The following is a 20,946-nucleotide window of genomic DNA, read 5'->3' as shown; positions in this document are numbered from 1 at the left end:
CTTTCACCTCGCCATAACTTTTCGTAGCTCAGACAATGCTTCCTCGAGCGAGTAGCGTTCGTCAATACCTTGCGCGAGCACCGCCATAATGCGGGGTGCCTTGTCGATACTCTCGTCTATTTCGCGGCTAGAACCCTTGATGTAGGCGCCAATATTAATCAAATCTTCGTTCTGCTTGTACACCGCCAGCAGCGAGCGGCACTCGGACACTAACTTCAAATGTTCTGTCGCCGCCAATTCCGTCGCCAAACGGCTCACACTCTGCAACACATCGATCGAAGGGTAGTGGTTACGCTCCGCCAAGTGGCGCGACAGCACGATATGCCCGTCTAAAATGCCTCTGACCGTATCTGCAATGGGCTCATTCATGTCATCCCCCTCCACCAAGACGGTGTACAGGGCGGTGATGGCGCCGCGCTCGCCGGTGCCCGAACGCTCTAAGAGCTTGGGTAGCAGGGCAAAAACGGAGGGCGGGTAGCCGCGCGTGGTGGGCGGCTCGCCAATGGCGAGGCCGATTTCGCGCTGTGACATGGCAAAACGCGTGACCGAATCCATAAGGAGCATGACATTCTTCCCCTGGTCGCGAAAGTACTCGGCCACCGCAGTTGCCGTAAGCGCCGCCTTGATGCGTAGCAGTGCCGACTGGTCGCTGGTGGCCACCACCACCACAGAACGTCGTAGCCCCTCGGGGCCAAGGTCTTTCTCGAGGAAGTCGCGCACTTCGCGGCCGCGCTCCCCCACTAAGGCGATAACATTGCAGTCGGCGGTACTGCCACGCGCAATCATGCCGAGGATGGTGCTCTTACCGACACCGCTGCCGGCAAAAATCCCCAGGCGCTGCCCATGCCCCGCAGTGAGAAATAAATCAATGGCCTTAACACCTGTCTCGAGTACATCTTCGATACGCGTACGGCTCATAGGGTTAGGCGGCGCTTGGTCTAAGGGGTAGGCCTGGCCTAAAGGCATAGAACTTATCCCCGCCAGGGGACGCCCCAGCCCATCAATCACCCGGCCGAGCATATGCTCGCCGCAGTGCACAACCAATTTTTGCCGCAAAGGCTCGACTACACTGCCCGGCGAGATACCATAAAGAGAACGAAACGGAAATAAGTAAAGCTTGTCCCCACTAAAGCCGACTACCTCGGCCTCGATGGCCTCCTCCCCCTGCCCAATGCGGCAGAGTTCGCCGATAGAGGCGCGAAAGCCCCTCGCCTCTACGGTAAGACCAACGACCTCGGTCACGCGGCCTCTGGCCTGCCAAGTGACATTAGCCTTGGTGCGCACGAGAGAACCGGTAAAATCGTAAGAAAAATTGTTCATGTCAGTGCTAGCTTGAGCTTAGCCGTAAGCACCGGCAAGTCGACCAGCACAGCTCCCAAGTCGTCCTCGGCACGAAACGAGGCTTTGTCTAGGGTAGGGTCGCCCCTCACTAACAGCGCTTGCCCATCTAGCGGCAAGGGCCACTGGGTGAAAACCTCGTTCACCTCGGCCACACGGCTAGGGTGCACAAAGACCACGACTTGTCGGCGCACCACGAGTTCGCTAATGGCCGAGGCCACTAGTCCAGGCAGTGCGGCCGAGGAGGCCGTTAATTCCTGCCGCAAGAGATGCTCGGTGACACCAAGTATGAGCGCCGAAATTTCTTGCTGGCAGGACTCGACAAAAACCTTGCGGTCAACTTCTAATTGATGGTAGCAGTGCCGTACTTCGGCCATCAACTGCTCGGCCTCAACTTGTGCCAAGGCCAGGCCAGCGTCATAGCCACTCCGCTTAGCTACTTCGTAGACTCTCTTTCGTTCGGCCTCCATCAGGGTGTTTAGCTCCTCTTTATGGGCGAGCAGCAGTTCGTCTAGTTTGCGCTTATCCTCCTCGCGTGCTGCCTTAAGCAATTCGGCGAGGCGGGCCTCTTGGAGCCCCTCTTGGTCGAGCTGCGGAGCCGGCATGGTTACATGCGAGACCGGAATAGTGCGCCCCTGGTTATCGTGTACCACTGCATTTTTATACAATGATGGCATCTTCCCCACCTCGCGCTATGACTATTTCTCCCGCCTCGTCTAGCTTGCGAATAACAGCCACGATGCGCGCCTGCGCTTCTTCCACGTCGCGCAAACGAATGGGGCCCAAAAAGTCGAGGTCTTCCTTAAGCATTTCCGCGGCGCGTTTTGACATGTTTTTCATAATGCGCTGGTTGACCTCGCTGCCAGCCCCCTTAAGGGCCATGGCCAGTTCGCGGTTTTCAATCTCGCGGATGACTCTTTGAATGGCGCTGTCGTCGAGCACAATAATATCTTCAAACACAAAGAGACGCTTGCGAATTTCTTCGGCTAGGGCGGGGTCTTCGCGCTCCAGATGCTCAAAAATAAGCTTCTCTGAGGCGCGATCCACGCGGTTAAGAATATTCACCAGGGCTTTCATGCCGCCCGCCACAAAAAAGTCTTGCTGCGAAAAGGCCGAAAACTTGCTCGACAAAACGCCTTCGAGTTCGTTTATTACCTCGGGCGAGACGCGCTCCATGGTGGCGATGCGCTTGGCTACTTCGGCACGGACTTCAGGAGCCAGCATCGACATAATGATGGAGGACTGCTCCGGTTCTAGGTAGGCCATAACTAGGGCAATCGTCTGCGGGTGCTCCTCGGCAATGGCTCCACCTAGTTGCTTGGGGTCTATCTTGCGGGCAAAAGTAAAGGGCTTGAGGGCCGTAGATTGCGTCAGGCGGCGCATAATCTCTGTCGATTTGGACGGACCTAGGGCACGGTCTAGCATTTCGCGGGCGTACTTGACGCCGCCCTCGAGCAAGTATGAATGCGCCTGGTGTACGTCCATAAATTCAGATAAAACCTGGGCCTTAAACTCAGGCTCGATACGGCTCGTATTGGCCACCTCGGCGGTTATAACCTCTATGTCCTCGTCCGGCAGCAACTTCAGCACCTTGGCCGAGGCCTCCGGGCCCAAAGATATCAGTAGGGCGGCGATTTTCCGTAGCCCACTGGCGCGCTTTTCCCTTGGCAAGAAAATCCCCCTCTATCCTTCATTGAACCATGCCTTAATCAGCAAGGCCACCTCTTCGGGCTGCTGCTTGGCAATTTCTTTAACTTTGTTCAAGGCTTCATCAGACTCAATAATGGTCTTGGCCGCGGCGGCCTCGGCTAAGGCCTGCTCGAGCGGCACTAAGTTCACAGCCTGGGTCTTAGCCACCTCAAACTGTGACGCCTTCCTCATGCGGCCCATCACTACAAGTAACAATATAAACCCGAGCAAGCCACCCGCGCCCATCATGCCCCACTCTATGTACTGACGCAGCTGCTCTTGTCTGGCGAATTCAGCCATTTCGAGACGTGCCTCCTCCACATGGGCGAGGCTGAAGTTTAAAGCCGAAATCAATATGGAATCACCGCGCTCTTCATCGTAGCCAATGGCCGCCCGCACCATGTTGCCAAGCTCCGTGCGCTGCGCCTCCGACAGCTCGGCATTAACGGTTACGGCGGCAGAAAGGCGCTGCACCTGCCCAGGGGCGATTACCGTCGTTGTTTCGGTCGTGCCTATTTCAAACTGACGCGTGGTCTCTACATTGCTGTAAGTAGAGGTGCCTTCCTGGCCGCTGCCGGTCGGGTAAGTTGGTACATTAGAGGCCGAGCCGGCCACCCCGCCCACTTGCCCCGCAGGGCCGGTGAAGGTCTCTTCGCGCACCTGTTCGCTCCGCACTACCTGCCCCGCGCTGTCAAAGACAATCTGGGTCACCGATTGCTGGTCAAAATTAAGGTCGGCGGTCACCACGGCCACCGCCTGCCCGGGTCCATAGATGCGCTCTAGCATGCCGAGAAGCTTGACCTCTATCTCTCTTTCAAAGCCGCGCTGTAATTCACCCTGCCTAGCTACCGTGGGGCTGACTTGGCCCTCGCCTAAGTTAAGGCCCTGCGTAAGTATACGCCCGCCCACATCGACAATGGTCACGTTTTCGGGCTTAAGCCGCGGCACACTTAGGGCCACTAGGTAGACCATGCCCTTTACCTGCTCCTGCGACAGAGTGCTAAAGGGCCGCAATTTAAGCGTGACCGAGGCACTAGACTCCTCAGCCTGCTGCACAAAGACGGTGCGTTCCGGGATTACTAGGTGCACTCGCACCTGGTCTACCTCCGGGTAGGCGGCAATGGTGCGGCGCAGTTCTTCTTGCAGGGCGCGCTGGTAGTTAATACGGCGCTCGAAGTCCGTTAAGCCGAGGCGAGCCTCGTCAAACAGCTCAAAACCAAGACCGCTGTTGTACAGCCCCTCGCCCGCAATTCGTATGCGCAGTTCATGCAGTTGCTCGCGCGGCACCAAGATCGAGGTTCCGCCATCGGCGAGCTGGTAGTTAACTTGTTGCTGCCGCAGTGACTCCACAATCGAGTGCGCCTGCTCAGCTTCAATGCCAGTAAAGAGTGGTGCAAAGTCAACGCGCGTCGTGTAGAAGAGCATCGACGAGCCTGCCACCACGATAGCTAGCCCCAGCACCACCCACATGGTGCGCCGACGAGGGTCCTGCCCTGTCCACCAATTAAGCAGATTTTGTCCTGTAGCCACCAGCTATCTCCCCCTAGACTTGCATACGAGAAATTTCTTGGTAGGCTTCCACCATTTTGTTGCGCACTTGCACTGCTAACTGCAGTGACAGTGCCGCCTTCTCCATGGCGATGGTGACTTGATGCACATCGTCAATCTGCCCTAAGGCAAGCTTCGTAGCCATGTCATCGGCCTTAAGCTGCAGGGCATTAACTTCATTTAGTGCTTCGTTGAGCTGTGCCGCGAAACTACCCCCCGCTGCCCGGTCACTGTTGGCCACCTGCGGGGCTGCGCCAAGCTGCTGCAAGGGAGCTATGGGGGGAATGGCTCTAATCATCTACTCCACCTACCCTCTTCCTATTTCTAAAGCGCGTAGCTGCATCGACTTGCTGGCGTTTAGCACCTGCACATTGGTCTCATAGGCACGCGTGGCCGTAATAAGGTCGACCATCTCATTAACCAAGTTGATTTCGGGCATAGCCACAAAGCCCTCGGCATTAGCGTCAGGGTGACTTGGGTCATGTACCATGCGCGGCGGGGCATCGTCTACCACCACTTGCGACACCATCACCCCACGGCTCGCCCCACGCGTAGGCAGGCGCACAAAGCGGTTACGCGCCGCGCCCTCGACTAACTCAGAGAAGATGACTTTACGCCGCTGGTAAGGCCCGCCCTCGGGCGTGCGAGTGGTATTCATATTGGCGACATTCTTGGACACCATGTCCATCCGCAGTTTTTCGGCAGCTAGCGCCGAGGCACTGGTGGCCATACTGGCAAAAATTCGCATTATCAGCGCCTCCCATCGTTAATGACATAGCGCAAGAGCGAAAACCTTTCGCTGAGCTGCTGGGCTAAAGCTTGGTACTGCACAGTGTTAGCCGCCATCAGCACCATCTCATGCTCCACGCTGACATTGTTGCCATCCTCGCGCATACTGGTAGAGCGGTCTTGATGTAGGCGTGGCTGCAAATCGTGCTCCGACAGGCTGCGGCGGGCGATAGCACTCTGTACATGCTCCTCAAAACTGACAAAGCTGCGCTTAAAGCCAGGTGTGTTGGCATTAGCTACATTGTTAGCAATAGTGCGCTGACGCAAGGCCGCGACATCAAGACTTCTATGTAGCAATTCGTTGATATTTACAGTCAAACGGCAACAACCTCCCCTTATCGCGCTATGCAGACATATTTCGACAAGGAGAACGCCTGTTCCTGCAAAAAAAATTAGTTCCCCATTAAAAAATGCGGAACTAACGGGGTAAGGCGCGTTTTAGGCCCTTTCATCAACCAAAACCCCCACCATACGGCGCAAATGCACCAAGAGATCGAGCAGGCGCTCGGCGGGTATCTCTCTAATAACTTCATCCGTCTGCTCATTGATGACGCGCACCATAAATTGGCCACTACCCTCATGCTTTTGGAACTTCAACCGGGTCGAAAGGGCCCGCATGGCCATGTTTAAACGGTCGACAACCTCGTCGCTAGTGAGGTCACGGGGCAACGCTTCGGCGGGAGCGCCGCCTTGCGGCTCCGAATGCAGGCTCATGTCAATGGCGGTACGACGAGTATCCTTTACTTCTTGGCGCGCGGTCAAATCCACTACCTTGGCCATTACCACTGGCTCAGTGCCTTGTACTTTCACCTAAATCCCTTCCCCTCAAAATTTATCGTCTAGTGCGCGAGCAATGTCGGGACGGCTGCTGGCCGCGTAGGCCATGAGACCTTTTTTGGAGCTGCTGACATCCGAGAGCTTTTGCCGTAGCTCTAGCAACAGGGCATGCATTTTTTCGGCCACTACTTTGTCCTGTTGGCGCGCCTCCTGCCACAGCTTAGCAACTTCATCCTTTCGCGCGTAAAAAACTGCCAAGCCCTCGCTAGAGAGACCGCCGCGAAGCTCTAAGTAAAGTAAATCGGCCCTTGCCTTAAGCTCGTCCGTGCGCGAGATAAAGGACTGTCTTTCATTAAGCAGAGCCTCTAGGGCTTCGTACTCGCCCGTGAGCAAGAGGTCATACATGGCCCCTGTCAGGCGTATAAATTCTGCCGCGGCTTGTTTTTCTTCGCCCAAAAGGGCGCTCAGGTCAAGAAAACCAGCGGCCTCTTTTTTAGCGGGCACGGGTCACCTGCACAGCCTCCGCCCAGGCGTCGCGCAGCTCTGCCACCAAGGCCACAGCTTCGGCAATAAGCGACGGGTCCTTCTTAATATTGGCCTGCACAAGGTGGCGGTAAATAAATTCATAGAGGGCCAGTAGATTACCCGAAAGCTCGTACTGCATGTCGAGGCTAGACATAAGCTCGGCAATGATGTCTTGCGCGCGCAGCAAGGCCTCGTGCGCCCCCGCTAAGTCCTTCTTCTCTAGGGCTAGCTCGGCGCGCCCCATAAACTTAAGGCAACCATTAAAGAGCATCAAAGTTAAGTCTCCGGGTGAGGCCGTCATTACGCTTTGTTGCTGGTAAACTTGGTAGGGGTTAGGCATGGCCATGTGTATTCCTCCTTACATTGCTCTGCGCGTGCAGCCTACTACTGGCTAGGAGCGGCAAACTGCTGCGACAACCACGCGCTCTGCGAATTCATACGGTCCATAGCGCGTTCAAGGGCTGTAAACTGCCGCCAGTGGCGCTCTTCCACCCGCGCGATGCGGTCGTTTTCGCGCCCGATGCGCTCATCTAGGCGCCGCATTTGCTGGCCAATGACACTGTTATCAGCCAAGTTAAAGCCGGAGGTGCCACCGGCCTGTAAATTAATTTCGCGCACGCCACTGTCTAGCGCGGTGCGCAGGCGCGTGGCTATCCCCCTGAACAGGGCCTCTACGGCACCCGCATCTTTTTCAAGCTCTCGCTGCAGCACATTTTCGTCTAGGTGCAGCCTGCCGCGCTCGGTGTGGTGCCTAGTGGTAATGCCAATGGCGGTCATTTGACGCAGAGTCAGAGTCGCGTCAGCCACAGGTTCGGTAAAATCGCGCCTCATGCGCCCTACGACGCGCTCTAGCAGGTCATCACCGCGGAGCAAGCCACTGCGGGCGCGCTCTTGCCACCGCGTCACTTCGTCGTCGCCCATTTCTTTCTTTTGCTCGTCGGTCAAGGGCAGAAATTCGCGGTGACGTGGGGCTGTTAGTTGCGTGTTAAAGCGGTCGAGCGTTTCATTGTACAAAGTGACAAAGTCGCTGATATTTTTAACTACGCTCTGACGATCTGTGGCCACCGTAACCGTGGCCCTCTCCCCCGCGGGCAGGGTGTTGCGCAAAGTAAAGGCCACCCCATTCAGGGTAAAGGTATTGCCGGCGCGCTCGGTCGCTAGGCCATTGAGCGTAAACTGCGCGTTCTGCCCGTCTTGCACGGGGCTTAGGCGCAAGGTCTGTGTAAAGAACGAGGCATGCCCGCCTTCAAAGCCTATATCTGCGCCGGCGGCATTGTTATTACCCGTAAAGCGCGAGGTCAGGCTCACCCGCCCCGAAAACTCGTCGTAAAAGGCCTGCAGCCCTAGGGTGGCCGAGGAGTTGATGCTGTTTAGTACGGTATTTAAGCTATCTGTCGCAGTATTTATTGTTAAAGTCTCGCTCACCCTTGTGCCGGCTTGGTTGTGGTTAAAGAGAGTGACCGTAAGGCTGGTCGCCCCGGCGAGCGGGGCGCCATCAATTTGCCCGGCGGAGATCAGTTGACTAAGGGGAACAGTAGGGTCTATGCGTGTATGCGGTGCCACCACAATGCTACCCGCCGAGGTGGCCGTGGCTGAGGAGGCCAAGCGGTTAATGGCCGTAAACTCAAAACCCATGGCCGAGGCAGCGCCAGTGGGTGCCGCAGTTACCGCGCGGTCGTTGGTGGTGGTGGCGGTAAAACGGCGGTAGCTACCTTGCAGCGTCATATCAAAGGCGCGGTTGCGCAAAGTGGTTAGTTGGGTGTTGAGCGTGCGCATGTCCTCGCGCCGCCACTCAAGCTGCGTGCGGTTCTGCGTAAGCCTGTCTACGCGTATGCGCTCCGCCCGCACGAGGTCGCGCACCATGGTGGTGGTGTCAAGCCCCGTGGCCAGGCCCCCAAAGCGCATGCCAGTGCGAATTTCGTTCATGCTAAGCCCCCACTTACTACATAGTCTCGCTTAAGTAGTCGGCGAGTAGAGGGGGGGACTTTAGGAGGAACAAGAAAATAGAAGCAAGAAAATAGAAGTCAGAAACAAGAAATCAGAAGTAAGCAACTGGAAGCAGGAAACTAGAGGCGGGAAACTGGAGGTTGGAGGTGAGAGGTTAGAAGAGGTGGAGAGGCGGAAGAGAGGCGACAGGAAGGCGACAGCGCTCCCGCTGTCGCAGCGTCCCCTCTGCCGCGCAACCGTTTCCCAAGCCCTCGCCACGGGGAAGGAACGTTTATCAACCACAGAGAACCTGAATTAGAGGTTGGAGGTTGGAAGGAAGAAGTTAGAGTGGGGAGGACCGTTTATCAACCACAGAGGTCACAGAGAAAAGCAAGAGAGAAACAAGGACCTAAATGCAAGCTACACCCACACCTTGTTCCTCTCTTTTCCACGCCTCTGTGTCCTCTGTGGTTAAAATCGTCTCCCAACTCCTCTGTGGTAAGAAAAAAGCCTCCACCGAGGTGGAGGCGAGTAATTACGAGGTGTGACTTAGCGACGAAGGGCGAACTAACGGAGGAGCTGCAGCACGCCTTGGGGCAGCTGGTTAGCCTGCGCGAGCATGGCCTGGGCAGCCTGGGAGAGGATATTGTTCTTGGTGAACTCCATCATCTCTTCTGCCATGTCAACGTCGCGAATGCGGGACTCGGCGGCGGTTAAATTCTCAGCCGAGGTGCCTAGGTTAGCGATGGTGTGGTCGAGGCGATTTTGGATAGCACCCAATTTAGAGCGCTCGGTAGAGACCGAAGTAAGTGCATTGTCAATAACGGTAATCGCATTATTTGCAGTAACTTGCGTGTTAACAAGAATACCTGCCCTCGCAACGGCTTCTGTTGAGACTACTCCCCCAGAAGTGACCGCCGCACTAGATTGTCCCTGGCTAATGATAAAATTATCTGTACCAAAAGGCCCTGTAGTCGCGACGAAAAGGTCGTTAAAATTAAAGTTCGCAGTAAGCGTTTGCCCTGTCACTTCATTACCAAGCTCAGCACTAGTCATGCCTGCGCGCACAGTTACTGCACTGCCAATATTTGTTTCTCCAGCCTGCAACTGCAAAGTCGCACTGGCTACGGTGGCTGTGAAACTATAAGTGTTGCCGACAGCATGGCTTATACCAGCACCATCACTAGTGTTGAGGGTAATGCCATCAAACGTAAATACTATGTTCGCGGCTGTTCCTCCCACTCCTGCCGTTCCCCATGTCGCACCACCATCGCGAGAGAACTCCAAGCTTGTAACGTGATTGTCGCCGGGTGTCGCATTTACTCCAGCTACACGCAACAAATAAGCCGTATCAGAAGTGCGGTTAAATCCAGTAACAACGAGATCAGCGGGAGCAGCAGCAAGGGCGGGTGGGGCCGGGGTGCTGGGGCTAGCTGTTATAGCCGACCCAGTTGCCGCCCTCCGAACCACATCAATGTTGTAATCATGGCGCTCGGCCAAGTTCCGCCCAATGTTCGTCACGCTAGTAATGCCAGAATTACGGGCGCCAAACGCACCAGACAAAACCGAAACAGAACCAGCAACGCCTAGAGATTGCGCATCCATTGCCACGACCGACAAATCCATGAATTGGTTGGCGTTTGAGCCAATGTGGAATCTGTTGTTAAGGCCGCCGGCCAAAAGATTTTGGGTGTTGAACTCCGTCGTGTTAGAGATACGGGTGATTTCTCTGGCGAGTTCGTCTACTTCAGACTGAATCTTGTGGCGGTCGTCAGTAGTATTGGTATCTGTCGCCGACTGAACAGCAAGCTCACGCATTCTTTGCAGAATGGCATGTGTCTCGTTCAGCGCGCCTTCGGCAGTTTGAATCATGGAGATGCCGTCTTGCGCGTTGCGCGAGGCTTGTGACAAACCACGGATTTGGCCGCGCATTTTTTCGCTGATGGCCAAGCCTGCGGCGTCGTCGCCGGCACGGTTGATGCGGAGACCCGAAGATAGCCTTTCTACCGAGCGGCCGGTGCTAGCTTGGTTGGCGCTCAGTTGACGATGGGTGTTAAGGGCGGACATATTGGCGTTAATTCTCATTTCTATTCCTCCTTGATTTTCTCGGCGGCTTCCTTGCCGCTTGAGTTTTGGCTCGTCGCGCGCCGGGCCCCTCGTCTACTCTATCGGCAGGGGTGGTGGGTACTTTAGGGGTAAATTCTCATTTTGTTTTAGAGATAGATTCGCCGGCAGCTGACTAGCCGCCACGTTTTCGCGCTGTATGGCCTCGTAGAGCTCTTGGCGGTAGATAGCCACCCCGCGCGGGGCTTTAATGCCTAGGCGCACGGTGTCGCCCTTGACCTCGACTACCACCACCTCGATATGGTCGCCGATGCGTAGCTTCTCGCCCACTTTGCGCGCTAGGACTAACATGGCTCGTCCTCAATAAAGAGGGTGTGTCGCAGAGGGTAGCCACTGTCGTGCAATATTACTTGCCGGCCTGCTAGCGCGGGGGTGAAGGTGATGACGACGGGCGCTAAAAGATTGGCGGTGGCGCGGATTAAGGTGCCGCCTGGCACGGAGACGATGGCGTAGACCTGCGCCTGCTCGCCTAACTCGGCGGCGGTACGGGCTAGGGCGAGGTCGTAGTCGGGCAAAGCTATAGCTAGGTCGACCAATAAAAAAGCGGCCTCGCTGTCGTGCACAAACTGCAGCCACAGCAGGTAGGGCGCGACCTGCGTTTGGCGTAGCACGGCGGCCTGCCAGCTTGGCAAGCCTGGGAAGCCGTCGCTAAAATTAATAACTTCGTCAGCAGATACTTCTAGCTCACCTAGGCGGCTACTTACGATTTGCATCAGCATCTTCTAGCGCAAAAAGTCCAGCAAGGTGGGCTGCATGACGCGCGCGGCGGCGCCTAGGGCGGCTTGGTAGACGCTCTCGCGCACATTAAAATTCATAATGGCCTCGGCCATGTCGACATCGCCCAGTTTAGATCTAAGCTCGCTTAGAGTGGTGCGCTCGTCGTTGTAGCGCGCATCCATCATGTCGAGCCTGTTTTGGCGTGCCCCCACCGTAGCGCGGGCGTCAAGCACTGCGCTAAGCGCATCTTGCAGGGCCGTTAAGGAGACCTGTACATCCGCCGTGGGAGTGGCCCGCAGTGCGTCGCGCGCCATAGTTAGGGCGCCAAAAACACTGTTAGCGCCGTCTTGAAAGAGCTCCGCCCCGGGGATATTGACCTGCATCTCAATATTGCGCAGCACTTCGTAGCTGATGGCGCCCCTACCCTCGGGTGCGCCGGGCACAACAGTAGGCAGCTGCAAAGTACCATCTGGTGCCTCGCTAGAGGCAAAGGGTATGCCGCCATGGTGCGTGCCGCCAAACAAATGACGGCTACCGTCAAAAGAGGAGTTCGCCAGTGAGACGACATGGCGCAGCAGCTGGTCGACCTCGGTGGCGTTGTAGGCGCGCACATCGGGGGGCAAGGTGGAGCTCGCTCCGGCGATGGCTAGCTCTCTGGCGCGGTGCAGCGCCTCGCCCACGGCGTCAAGGGTGACGTCTGTCATATTAAGCCAGGCGATGCCGTCCTGCACATTGGTTTGAAACTGCGCGCTTTCGGCCATGGTGGCATTAATATTTAAGAGACGCCCCGCCACGATGGGGTTGTCGGAGGGCACTTGTACGGTGCGGCCAGAGGCCATTTGCCGCTGTGCCTCGTTCATTTCGCGCAGGCTACTATGTAGGTTACGCATCACATTATTGCGCAGGGTGGCGTTGGAAATGCGCATGGCTACTGCCTCCCTAAGTTAATTATGGTCTGCAATATTTCGTCGAGGGTAGCCAAGAGGCGCGCCGAGGCTTGGTAGCCATGCTGAAACTGCACCATGTAGGCGAGCTCCTCGTCTATCGAAACCCCGGCCGCTTCTTCGCGGCGGTTTTGTAGCTGACTCATGAGCGACTCTTGGTTTAGCATGATGCGTTCTGCCTGCTGGGTCTCGACGCCAAGGTCGGTGACGATGCCGGCAAAGTAGCCCTCGAGCGAGGCCGTGCCGCTCGGCATAAGGGCATTGCGCAGACGGGCGATGGCTAGCGCATTGCTGCCGTCAGAGAGCCCCGCCGGAGCAGGCCCCGCCGCGCGTAGCAGGTTGTGGTTGGCCACTATGTCGCGGTCGACGCGAATATGACGCGCCTCCTGCCCGGTGGCGGTGGCGGGCAACTCGAAAAAGTTTGCCCCTAGTAGTGGGTTCGCAGAGTCAAGCGACCGCCCATTGGCATGCGCCCTGTTAACGCTCTCATGCAGTTCGGAGGCCAAGGTATTTAAACGGCCTAAAAAGTCAGTGGCAATAAAGGTGCGAGCGGCAGCTATGCCAGCGAGTTTACCATCGCTGAAGGCTAGCCTCTGTCCATCTGGCCAGGTAGCTACCATTTCGCCGTTGACGAGACCACTAGTCAGCGCTATCGCCCTGCTCTCTTGCACCAGGTGTCTGCCACCCACGGCCACATTGATAGCGCCATTAGGCTGCTCTAAGGCGCGAAAATCTACTATTTTAGAAAGCTCGTCGAGCAAGATATCGCGGCGGTCAAGTAGATCGTTTGGGTTTAAGCCCGCACCCAAGTTAGTAACGATTTGCTCATTTAAGACGGCTAGCTGCGAGGACAAAGAGTTAATGTCTACCACGGCGATTTCGGCCTTAACATTAAGGTCAGACAAGAGCACTTCGGACTGCGCGGCGAGGCTGTTGAGCGACGAGGCCAGGGTAGAGGCCGTCTCGACTACAGCGGCTCGCACTGCACCAGAAGTGGGGTTTTTAGCGAGCTCCTGCCAGGCGCCCCAAAAACGGTCAAAAACATTGCTAAGCCCAGTTTCACTAGGCTCCATCAGTATCATCTCGACGGTAGATAGAGCCTCGTGGCGCTCCTGCCAGGCGGTCTGCTTGCTGAGCTGCTGCCGCAGCTGAAAATCTAAGAAGCCATCGCGCACGCGGCGAATTTCGGCGATATGCACCCCGGTGCCCACCTGCCCTGCGCCAGCGGCACGGTTGCCGGTGGCCGCCCCAGAGGGGGTGGTGGCGTGAAAGACGGCCTGCTGGCGCGAGAAGCCAGCGGTAGAGGCATTGGCGATATTGTGGGCGGTAACGCTGAGCGCCGCCTGATGGGCGCTCATGCCGCGCCTGGCAATGCTAAAGCCAAAGAATGTCGATGCCATGGTAAGACCTCCTTAAGCGCGTCTATCTAGAGCTTTGCCGCTCCAAGTCGGGGCAGCGAGGGGTTGTGCGCCGTAGGGGGTCTCCCCCGTCAGTGCGCCGAGCACACGCCGCGCAAAATGCAGGCTCTGCTGCGCCAAAAGCTGATTGCTAGCCACTAGGTCTTTAAGCTCCCCTAGGAGCTGCGCTTCCTCGGGTGACAAAGTGGTAAGCCCCGCTGTGCTCTCTAGCAGGGCTGACCACAGGCTTTGCTGTTCTGCCACTAGCGCCGACATGGCCACTAAGTCGTCGCCCTGCATGGCTTGCCGCTGCTTTTCTAGGTTTGCATGTAATAGAGAGAGGCCCTCTCTCATCTGCTCCGCCCCCGCCCGGCAGCCATTTCATCAGCTAGGCTTGCTGCCAAGCGCCCTATGTCTACTTCATACCCGCCCTGCTCTATTGCTCCTTTGATTCGTGCTACTTTAGCGGCGGCATAGGGCTCCTCCGTCTCTAGGGCGGCCTGCAAGAGCCGCGCGGTGGTCGAAATGGCAATGCTGTCACCCTGCACCTCTGGCGCGGCGGCGACATCGCGCTTAGGGGCCGGGCGCGTCTCTACACTTCGCAAGTACAAATCGAGCTTGGGGTTTACTTTCACTGGGCACACCTCTATCTTTGCATGGCTTTTTGCAAAAACTCCGTAATTTGACGTAGACTAAGCACTCCGTGTGCTAAGTTGGCTTCGGCTACCGCGCGGGGCATGCCGTAAATGATGGCGGACTCTTCGGATTCGGCCAGTATATGGGCGCCTGCGCGGTGCAGCACCTTAGCACCTTCTAAGCCATCCTGCCCCATGCCCGTAAGGATTACGGCCAAGACACTGCTGCCATATTCCTCGGCACTCTTAAAGAGTACGTCGACACTTGGGCGAAAGGGTGTCGCTACATGTTCGGCAGGTAGAACCTGCAAGTAGCAGCGCAGGCGATCTTTACGCACCACTGTATGAAGCCCGCCCGGGGCGATGTAGACTACCCCGCCTGTAAGCGGCATGCCGTCTTGCGCCTCTACCACTTTGACCTTGCCCAGCTGCCCTAGCCGCTGCGCCATGGGCCCCGTAAAGGTACCCGGAATATGCTGCGCGATTACCACTGGCAGGGAGCTATTCGCGGGCAAGGCGGGCACGATGTGCTGCAGGGCGGCCGGACCCCCGGTAGAGCAACCGATAAGTACTAGGTCGTAGGTGCGCGGCGCAGGTACGCCTACTTCGAGGCGACGCGCTGCCCGAGGCCACACCACGCCTGCTGCGGCGCGGAGTTTCGGCAAGATGGTGGCCGCTAAATCGAAGGTATTGGCGGCGCGCTCTGGCTTAGCAATAAAGTCAATCGCGCCTATTTCTAGCGCTTGCAGGGTCTCTTTCGCGCCGGCCTTAGTAAGGCTGCTGACCATGACCACGGGGGTCGGCGTTTCGCGCATAATGACGGCTAGGGCTTCGAGACCGGTCATTACCGGCATCTCTATGTCTAGGGTCAAAACGTCTGGCCGTAAATCGCGGCATTTTTCTACGGCTTCTTTGCCATCGCGGGCAATGCCCACGACCTCAAGGTCGGCACTGCCACCGATGATATTGCCAATGAGCTGCCGCATAAAGGGTGAGTCATCGACAACAAGTACGCGTACTTTCTTCTCGTTACTCATAGCTAGGACATCAACCCCAGTAGGCCATTGATGTCGAGAATGGGCACTACCCGCCCATCGCCCAAGATGGTGGCACCAGCCAACTCTTTGTTCTGGGCGAAAAAGGGGCCTAGGGGTTTAAGCACTACTTCTTGTTCACCTAGTAATCGGTCAACGAGTAGCCCAACTTTAGTGGCTCCACTCGCCGCTACGACTAAGCTCTGCGGTTTTTTCTGCGGGGCGGGCAGAGCGAAAAGGGTATGCAAGGCGACCACGGGCACAATTTGCTCGCGCAACACCAAGCATTCACGCCCCTTAACCACGCGTAAATCGGCGGGGTTTAGCTTGCGTGTCTCGATAACGGTGGCGATAGGCAGGGCGTAGTCTAAATTATTGGCGCTCACTAACAAAGCGCGGAAGATAGCCAAGGTGAGGGGCAGGCGAATAGTAAACTCGGTGCCCTGCCCTAGGGTGCTGGCAATGTCGACACTGCCGCCGAGCTTTTCAATTTGACTACGCACTATGTCCATGCCCACGCCGCGCCCCGAGACATTGCTAACGGCGGCGGCGGTGCTTAAGCCGGGCAGCAAAATGAGACGCTGCTTTTGCGCTTCGCTAAGCCCCGCTAGGTCGCTTTCTGTGAGTAGCCCCATGGCCACCGCTTTGCGCGCCACTTTGGCCGCATCTATGCCGCCGCCATCATCCTTAACAGAGATAACCACCTGGTTGTCCTCGTGGCGGGCGCTGAGCAGCACTCGCCCCGTGGGTGGTTTGCCCTTTTTTTGGCGTTCGCTGGGGGTCTCGACACCGTGATCGACGGAATTACGCACTAAATGGATAAGAGGGTCTCTCACCTCTTCGACGATGGTGCGATCTAGCTCGGTATCGGTGCCTTCGAGCTCTAGCTCAATATTTTTTTCTAAGTTCTGGGCCAAGTCGCGCACCAAGCGCGGGAAGGTGCCAAAGAGCTGGGCGATGGGCACCATGCGTACCTTCATTATTTCGCGCTGTAAGTCGCCCGTGATGCGCCCTAGTTGACTAGAAACAGCCATCAGGGTACGCACATTTTCATCCTCTTTGTTTTGTCGCTCTAGGTGCGTAGCGACATTGGCCAGGCGATTGCGCTCTATAACCAGCTCACCCACTAAGTTCATTAGGGCCTCAAGCTTGCGCACATCGACCCGCACCGAGTGCTGACGAGTATCGGCCTTAGTGACAGTTGCCTTGTCAGAGCCCTCGGCTTCAACTTTCTTGGCCGCTACAGGGGCAACTCGTACATCTTCAACATCACCGTCATTGCCAAGCATGGCTAGGACTTCATCGCTGTGCCGCTCGGTAGACAGCACCACGGCAAAGCGCTGCTCAAACTTTTCATTTAAGAGCTGTTCTTCAGCCGGGTCACAGTTTAGCACCGACCCTAGGCCGCGCAAGATCTGTAGCAAGAGAAACACCCGCACCCCCTTCATGGGGGCATCAGGGCGAAGCGTCACTTCTACTTTGTACTCCAGAGCCGCAGCCGAGTTGGTACCTGCGCTCTGCGCCGCGCTGGCGGCGGGTGGCAAGGCGTCGGTGGCGCTCGCGACTTGTGCGTTGCTGCCAAAAGAACCTAGCTCAGCAATAACCGGCGCGAGATTGTACTGCCCCTCGCTACCCGAGCGATAAATATCTTGCTTAATATTTTTGAGTAAGTCGAGAGCGCCAAGCAGGGCCGTAAAAACTAGCGCCGTGGGGGCAAGCTCTTTCTCACGCAAAAGGCTCAGCACACTCTCCATATGGTGCGCAATGCTCGCCATCTGGGTGTAGCCCATGGCTCCGGCGGAGCCTTTAATGGTGTGCGCGTCGCGAAAGACGACGGAGATGAGCTCATGGTCGGAAGGTTTTTTCTCTAAGGAGACAAGATTAGTCGCTAAACGGTCGACCATCTCCTCTGTTTCGTCTAAAAATAACTGTAGATATTCATTACTTTTCATGAAATCACCCCTTGCCTGGCCGTTAGTTCTTGGGTAAATAGTCGGGCGGGGTCAAGCAAGACCACCAGTATCTCCCCTGTCGTCTCTACTACCTCTTGCTCTGCTACGACGACCACATCGAGAGCCGCCAAGTAGTTCATGGCGCCATAGACTTCGTGCTGGCGATAGTTTAAATACCGCCCAAAAAAGCTCGGCAGGGATTTATCGACAAACAAGTCAAGGGCGGGCGCAGAGGCAGCCTGCCTTAGAAGCACTGCGTTTTCCATAAAACGGCTTTTGGTAATAAAGTGCCCGTTGCGGTCTACTAAGTAGCGCTCGCCCGTCTGACCAAAGGGGGCAAACTCAAGGCTCTGGTCCTTAGACAAATCTGTGGTCATCAAAATGACGCCAACTACCTGTCCCTGCGGGCTGCGCAGAGGCTCAGATACCGCCAGGATAATGCCGCCGTCAACAGCCGAAACGACTATTTCATGCGCGGGCGCGCCAGTAAGCGACTTGTGGACATACTTGAGTTTTGACAAGTCCAACGGCTTGTGCGCGGTGTTCACTAGGCTGTGGCCAGTGAGGTCGGTAATGGCGATGTTCTCAATAGCGCGCAGTTGGATGCGGCGCGTAAACAGCTCTGCCGTGGCCAGAGCATTGGCAGCTGTCTGCCAGAGCGGTAGTTCTGCCAGCAGCTTAACTTGCCCCTGCATCTCCGAGAGGCGCAGGGCAATGGCGTTTTTCTCTTGCTGCACGAGGGCATCTAGGGTTACTCGCGCCGAATGCTCGGCATTTTGCTGCTTGTAGTGGCACACCCCGAGCACAAAGGGGGCAGAAATAACCGCCGGCGGCGCGGTAATGAGCGCGGCGGCGATATCACTTACTTCAAGCACGGCATCGACAACTAGGCCGACCAATACTTCCTCGACTTCGACAAAGATTATGCGCGTCTCCTTGCTGTCAACGCGCGGCGGCAGGCCGAGCCGCGCGCGCAGACAAATGACGGGGGTAATCTTCCCCCGCAAGTTGACTACACCGGCGATGTGCTTGGCGGTGCGCGGTACAAAAGTCAGCGCCTCAAGGCGCGAAATCTCGGTGACTAGCCGCGTTTCAATGCCGTAGTACTCTCTATCCAAGGCAAAAATTACAAGCTGCAAATCCTGACTCATAACCGACCTCCAATTGCACTTATCTTTGCTTCTATTATTGTCTAATCGGCTTTAAGTGGCAAGTATTTAGTAGCAAAAATAAAGTGTTGCCAATTTGACCGTTTACGAGTGCGCCTGATTGACAATAGTGATGGCGCAAATTATTCTAATGGTAGTTAATATGCAGGTAGGGGAGAGAATTTATGCTAAAGACACTACGGGCAAAGCTTGTTTTCGTCATGATACTGGTATGCACACTGCCTCTTGTGGGCTTTGGGGTGGCTACTGTACTGCGCAATGTCTACACCATGGACGAAGCGGCGCAGGCAATTCTCGCGGGGAAGCACGAGGGTTTGATAAATACTTTGAGAGTAAGGCATGACGCACTGCTTTCTCATGCTACTAAGTTGGCCATGTCGCCTACGCTTCTCACGGGAAACAATACCGCTATATTCGACTTACTGACCCGCACGCGGGCAGACTTGGCCAATGTGGCCTCGATTACCCTGACCGATGCGCAGGGCGTGTCTAACCTGAACACGGCTAACGCCGTGCTTGACCTCTCAGCCCAGGAGCATGTACAGGGTGCCCTCAGGGGGGTGCCCTCGAGTGCCATTCGCAAATCTGCTATTGATGGCTCGTTAGTCTGGGTTTTTGCCGCGCCGGTGCGCAACCAAAGGAATGCCATCGTCGGAGCAGTAACCATTGCCACCCCGCTGGCCACTGATCCCTACCTGCCCCTGAGCCATTTTGAACATACCGGCGAGCGCTACCTCGTCAATCGCGAGGGTTTGTTTGTCACTGCCAGCCGCTTTGTAGAACAGGCTCCTCTAGCCTTGCAGGCCTCCGCCCCAGCGCTAGAACGCTTTGCGCCAGGAGCCGAGGGCAAGTTCTTTGGCCGTTACATAAACTACCAGGGACTAGATGTCTTTGGTAAAATGGAGTTGGTGCCAGGGCCAAACCTAGTGGTGGTGGCCGAGGTTGGCGTAAGGGAGATACGCGCCGACGCCATGTCAGTAGTTTGGTTTATGGCGATTGCCTTCCCGTTTCTCATTGCTGCTGCTAGCATCGGGGCCTGGGTTTATGCTTCGCGTCTCACTTCGCGCCTAGTACCCGTCGTCAAGGGAGTGCAGGCCGTGGCTGGCGGTGACCTGACTTATGCCTACACAGCCGGTAATGATACAGACGAACTAGGCGATCTCTCGCGCGCTTTCGCCCAGATGATTGGCGACCTGCGCACCATGATTTCAGGAGCACAGGCTGCTTCCTTTGCCTTGGCAGACAAATCGGGCCTTATTAGCGGCAGCATTAAAGAAGTCGCCGCTGGTAACGACAGCCAAGCAGGAATTACCCAAGAAATCTCGCGCACGCTCGAGCAATTGGCCGCCGCTACCGAGGAAATTGCCGCTAATGCCCAGAGCGCCACGGCTGCCAGCTCTAATGCTCGCACCGCTGCCGCCGAGGGAACCGCCAGGGTAGGTAACTCCATAAATTCCTTAAAGACGGTGCAAGAAAGCGTCTTAGCGCTTTCTACTGTTTCCAAGCAAATCGGTGGCATTGTCTCTGCCATTGACGATATCTCGGACCAAACGAACTTACTGGCACTAAACGCCGCTATCGAGGCCGCGCGGGCGGGCGAGCACGGCCGAGGCTTTGCCGTCGTGGCCGACGCGGTGCGTAGCCTAGCTGAGCAAAGCAGGCAGTCGACTAAGGAGATTACCAAGCTCATCGCCTCTATACAGGGGCAGATAGACGGCGCAGTAACTATCAGCACGCAGGGCGCCGCGGGAGCCAAGAGCGCGCAAGAGGCCCTAGAGAACATCGTGGCGCAGATAAACAATATCGCGCTCATGGTCGAGGGCATCTCCGCAGCGGGTGAAGAACAGGCGGCAGCCGCCAACGAAGTCTCGGCCTCTATGGAAAATCTGGGCGCCATCACCGAAGAAGTCGCCGCCTCTTCCCAAGAGAGCGCCACCGCAGGGCAGCAACTAGGCGAGCTCGCCAAGTCACTTTACACCGCAGCGAGCAAGTTCCGCACCTAAACTAAGCTCACCTTACCTCTAGCAAAAAGACCCTCCCCACGATAAACGGGGAGGGTCTTTTTTTACCATAAGGATTTAGGAGACGATTTCAACCACAGAGGACACAGAGGCGTGGAAAAGAGAGAGATGGAAAACGTGCGGCCGCGCAACCAAACTCCTTGTTCCTCTCTTGCTTCCTGTTTCTTGCCTCCTATTTCTTGCTTCCTGTTTCTTGCTTCCTGTTTCTTGCCTCCTGTTTCTTATTTCCTGTTTCTTGCTTCCTGTTTCTTGCTTCCTGTTTCTTGCCTCCTGTTTCTTGCCTCCTGTTTCTTGCCTCCTGTTTCTTATTTCCTGTTTCTTGCTTCTTGTTTCTTGCTTCTTGCTTCTTGTTTCCTGTTTC

The 20,946-nt window shown here is 56.3% G+C and carries 22 protein-coding genes; 1 reads left to right on the top strand and 21 read right to left on the bottom strand.

Annotated elements, in window-relative coordinates; genetic code table 11:
• Positions 1-3 precede the first annotated feature (3 nt).
• From fliI to KGZ92_04880, 21 genes are all read right to left on the bottom strand, one after another.
• Positions 4-1,320, bottom strand: a complete 1,317-nt coding sequence (fliI, locus tag KGZ92_04980; GenBank protein ID MBS3888640.1) for a flagellar protein export ATPase FliI — start codon at positions 1,318-1,320, stop codon at positions 4-6.
• On the bottom strand, positions 1,317-2,015 hold the full coding sequence (locus KGZ92_04975) for a hypothetical protein (protein MBS3888639.1): 699 nt from the start codon (positions 2,013-2,015) through the stop codon (positions 1,317-1,319). Before KGZ92_04975 ends, fliI begins: the two co-directional genes overlap by 4 nt.
• Positions 1,999-3,009 carry a flagellar motor switch protein FliG gene (gene fliG, locus KGZ92_04970; protein MBS3888638.1) on the bottom strand — a complete coding sequence of 337 codons (1,011 nt, stop codon included), beginning with the start codon at positions 3,007-3,009 and terminating at the stop codon, positions 1,999-2,001. The genes KGZ92_04975 and fliG overlap by 17 nt, the downstream gene beginning before the upstream one ends.
• A gap of 12 nt (positions 3,010-3,021) precedes the next feature.
• The gene (gene fliF, locus KGZ92_04965) at positions 3,022-4,557 is read right to left on the bottom strand and encodes a flagellar M-ring protein FliF (protein MBS3888637.1); all 1,536 of its coding nucleotides are present in this window, start codon (positions 4,555-4,557) and stop codon (positions 3,022-3,024) included.
• 13 nt (positions 4,558-4,570) lie between these two features.
• Positions 4,571-4,873: a flagellar hook-basal body complex protein FliE gene (gene fliE, locus KGZ92_04960; GenBank protein ID MBS3888636.1), complete on the bottom strand. Its 303-nt coding sequence runs from the start codon at positions 4,871-4,873 to the stop codon at positions 4,571-4,573.
• Positions 4,874-4,882: 9 nt separating this feature from the next.
• Complete coding sequence (gene flgC, locus KGZ92_04955; GenBank protein MBS3888635.1) at positions 4,883-5,323, bottom strand: flagellar basal body rod protein FlgC; 441 nt, start codon at positions 5,321-5,323, stop codon at positions 4,883-4,885.
• A gap of 2 nt (positions 5,324-5,325) precedes the next feature.
• Positions 5,326-5,682, bottom strand: coding sequence for a flagellar basal body rod protein FlgB (gene flgB / locus KGZ92_04950; GenBank protein MBS3888634.1), 357 nt, complete (start codon positions 5,680-5,682; stop codon positions 5,326-5,328).
• Between the two features lie 120 nt (positions 5,683-5,802).
• Positions 5,803-6,174 (bottom strand): flagellar protein FlaG, encoded by a 372-nt coding sequence (locus KGZ92_04945; protein ID MBS3888633.1) that lies wholly within the window; start codon positions 6,172-6,174, stop codon positions 5,803-5,805.
• A 15-nt stretch (positions 6,175-6,189) separates the two neighbouring features.
• Positions 6,190-6,645 (bottom strand): hypothetical protein, encoded by a 456-nt coding sequence (locus tag KGZ92_04940; GenBank protein ID MBS3888632.1) that lies wholly within the window; start codon positions 6,643-6,645, stop codon positions 6,190-6,192.
• Positions 6,635-7,012, bottom strand: coding sequence for a flagellar export chaperone FliS (fliS, locus tag KGZ92_04935; GenBank protein ID MBS3888631.1), 378 nt, complete (start codon positions 7,010-7,012; stop codon positions 6,635-6,637). Before fliS ends, KGZ92_04940 begins: the two co-directional genes overlap by 11 nt.
• Positions 7,013-7,050: 38 nt before the next feature.
• The gene (gene fliD / locus KGZ92_04930; protein MBS3888630.1) at positions 7,051-8,592 is read right to left on the bottom strand and encodes a flagellar filament capping protein FliD; all 1,542 of its coding nucleotides are present in this window, start codon (positions 8,590-8,592) and stop codon (positions 7,051-7,053) included.
• Between the two features lie 567 nt (positions 8,593-9,159).
• Complete coding sequence (locus KGZ92_04925) at positions 9,160-10,677, bottom strand: flagellin (GenBank protein MBS3888629.1); 1,518 nt, start codon at positions 10,675-10,677, stop codon at positions 9,160-9,162.
• Between the two features lie 75 nt (positions 10,678-10,752).
• A complete protein-coding gene (gene csrA, locus KGZ92_04920) occupies positions 10,753-11,007 on the bottom strand; it encodes a carbon storage regulator CsrA (GenBank protein MBS3888628.1) in 255 nt (84 codons plus the stop codon).
• Complete coding sequence (gene fliW / locus KGZ92_04915) at positions 11,001-11,429, bottom strand: flagellar assembly protein FliW (protein ID MBS3888627.1); 429 nt, start codon at positions 11,427-11,429, stop codon at positions 11,001-11,003. Before fliW ends, csrA begins: the two co-directional genes overlap by 7 nt.
• Positions 11,430-11,438: 9 nt before the next feature.
• Positions 11,439-12,359: a flagellar hook-associated protein FlgL gene (gene flgL / locus KGZ92_04910; GenBank protein MBS3888626.1), complete on the bottom strand. Its 921-nt coding sequence runs from the start codon at positions 12,357-12,359 to the stop codon at positions 11,439-11,441.
• Positions 12,360-12,361: 2 nt separating this feature from the next.
• A complete protein-coding gene (gene flgK / locus KGZ92_04905) occupies positions 12,362-13,777 on the bottom strand; it encodes a flagellar hook-associated protein FlgK (GenBank protein MBS3888625.1) in 1,416 nt (471 codons plus the stop codon).
• 12 nt (positions 13,778-13,789) lie between these two features.
• On the bottom strand, positions 13,790-14,128 hold the full coding sequence (locus KGZ92_04900; GenBank protein MBS3888624.1) for a hypothetical protein: 339 nt from the start codon (positions 14,126-14,128) through the stop codon (positions 13,790-13,792).
• Positions 14,125-14,409, bottom strand: a complete 285-nt coding sequence (flgM, locus tag KGZ92_04895) for a flagellar biosynthesis anti-sigma factor FlgM (protein ID MBS3888623.1) — start codon at positions 14,407-14,409, stop codon at positions 14,125-14,127. Before flgM ends, KGZ92_04900 begins: the two co-directional genes overlap by 4 nt.
• Positions 14,410-14,420: 11 nt before the next feature.
• On the bottom strand, positions 14,421-15,446 hold the full coding sequence (locus KGZ92_04890) for a chemotaxis response regulator protein-glutamate methylesterase (GenBank protein ID MBS3888622.1): 1,026 nt from the start codon (positions 15,444-15,446) through the stop codon (positions 14,421-14,423).
• 2 nt (positions 15,447-15,448) lie between these two features.
• Complete coding sequence (locus KGZ92_04885) at positions 15,449-17,395, bottom strand: chemotaxis protein CheA (protein MBS3888621.1); 1,947 nt, start codon at positions 17,393-17,395, stop codon at positions 15,449-15,451.
• A complete protein-coding gene (locus tag KGZ92_04880) occupies positions 17,392-18,546 on the bottom strand; it encodes a chemotaxis protein CheW (protein MBS3888620.1) in 1,155 nt (384 codons plus the stop codon). The genes KGZ92_04885 and KGZ92_04880 overlap by 4 nt, the downstream gene beginning before the upstream one ends.
• Before the next feature lie 182 nt (positions 18,547-18,728).
• Here KGZ92_04880 and KGZ92_04875 point away from each other — a divergent pair, with 182 nt between their 5' ends.
• Positions 18,729-20,567, top strand: a complete 1,839-nt coding sequence (locus KGZ92_04875) for a methyl-accepting chemotaxis protein (GenBank protein MBS3888619.1) — start codon at positions 18,729-18,731, stop codon at positions 20,565-20,567.
• Positions 20,568-20,946 lie beyond the last annotated feature (379 nt).

The organism is Bacillota bacterium, from assembly GCA_018333655.1.
Classification (GTDB): domain Bacteria; phylum Bacillota; class UBA994; order UBA994; family UBA994; genus BS524.
Note: the sequence above shows the minus strand (reverse complement) of the source record. Positions and strands in the feature narration are given on the sequence as shown.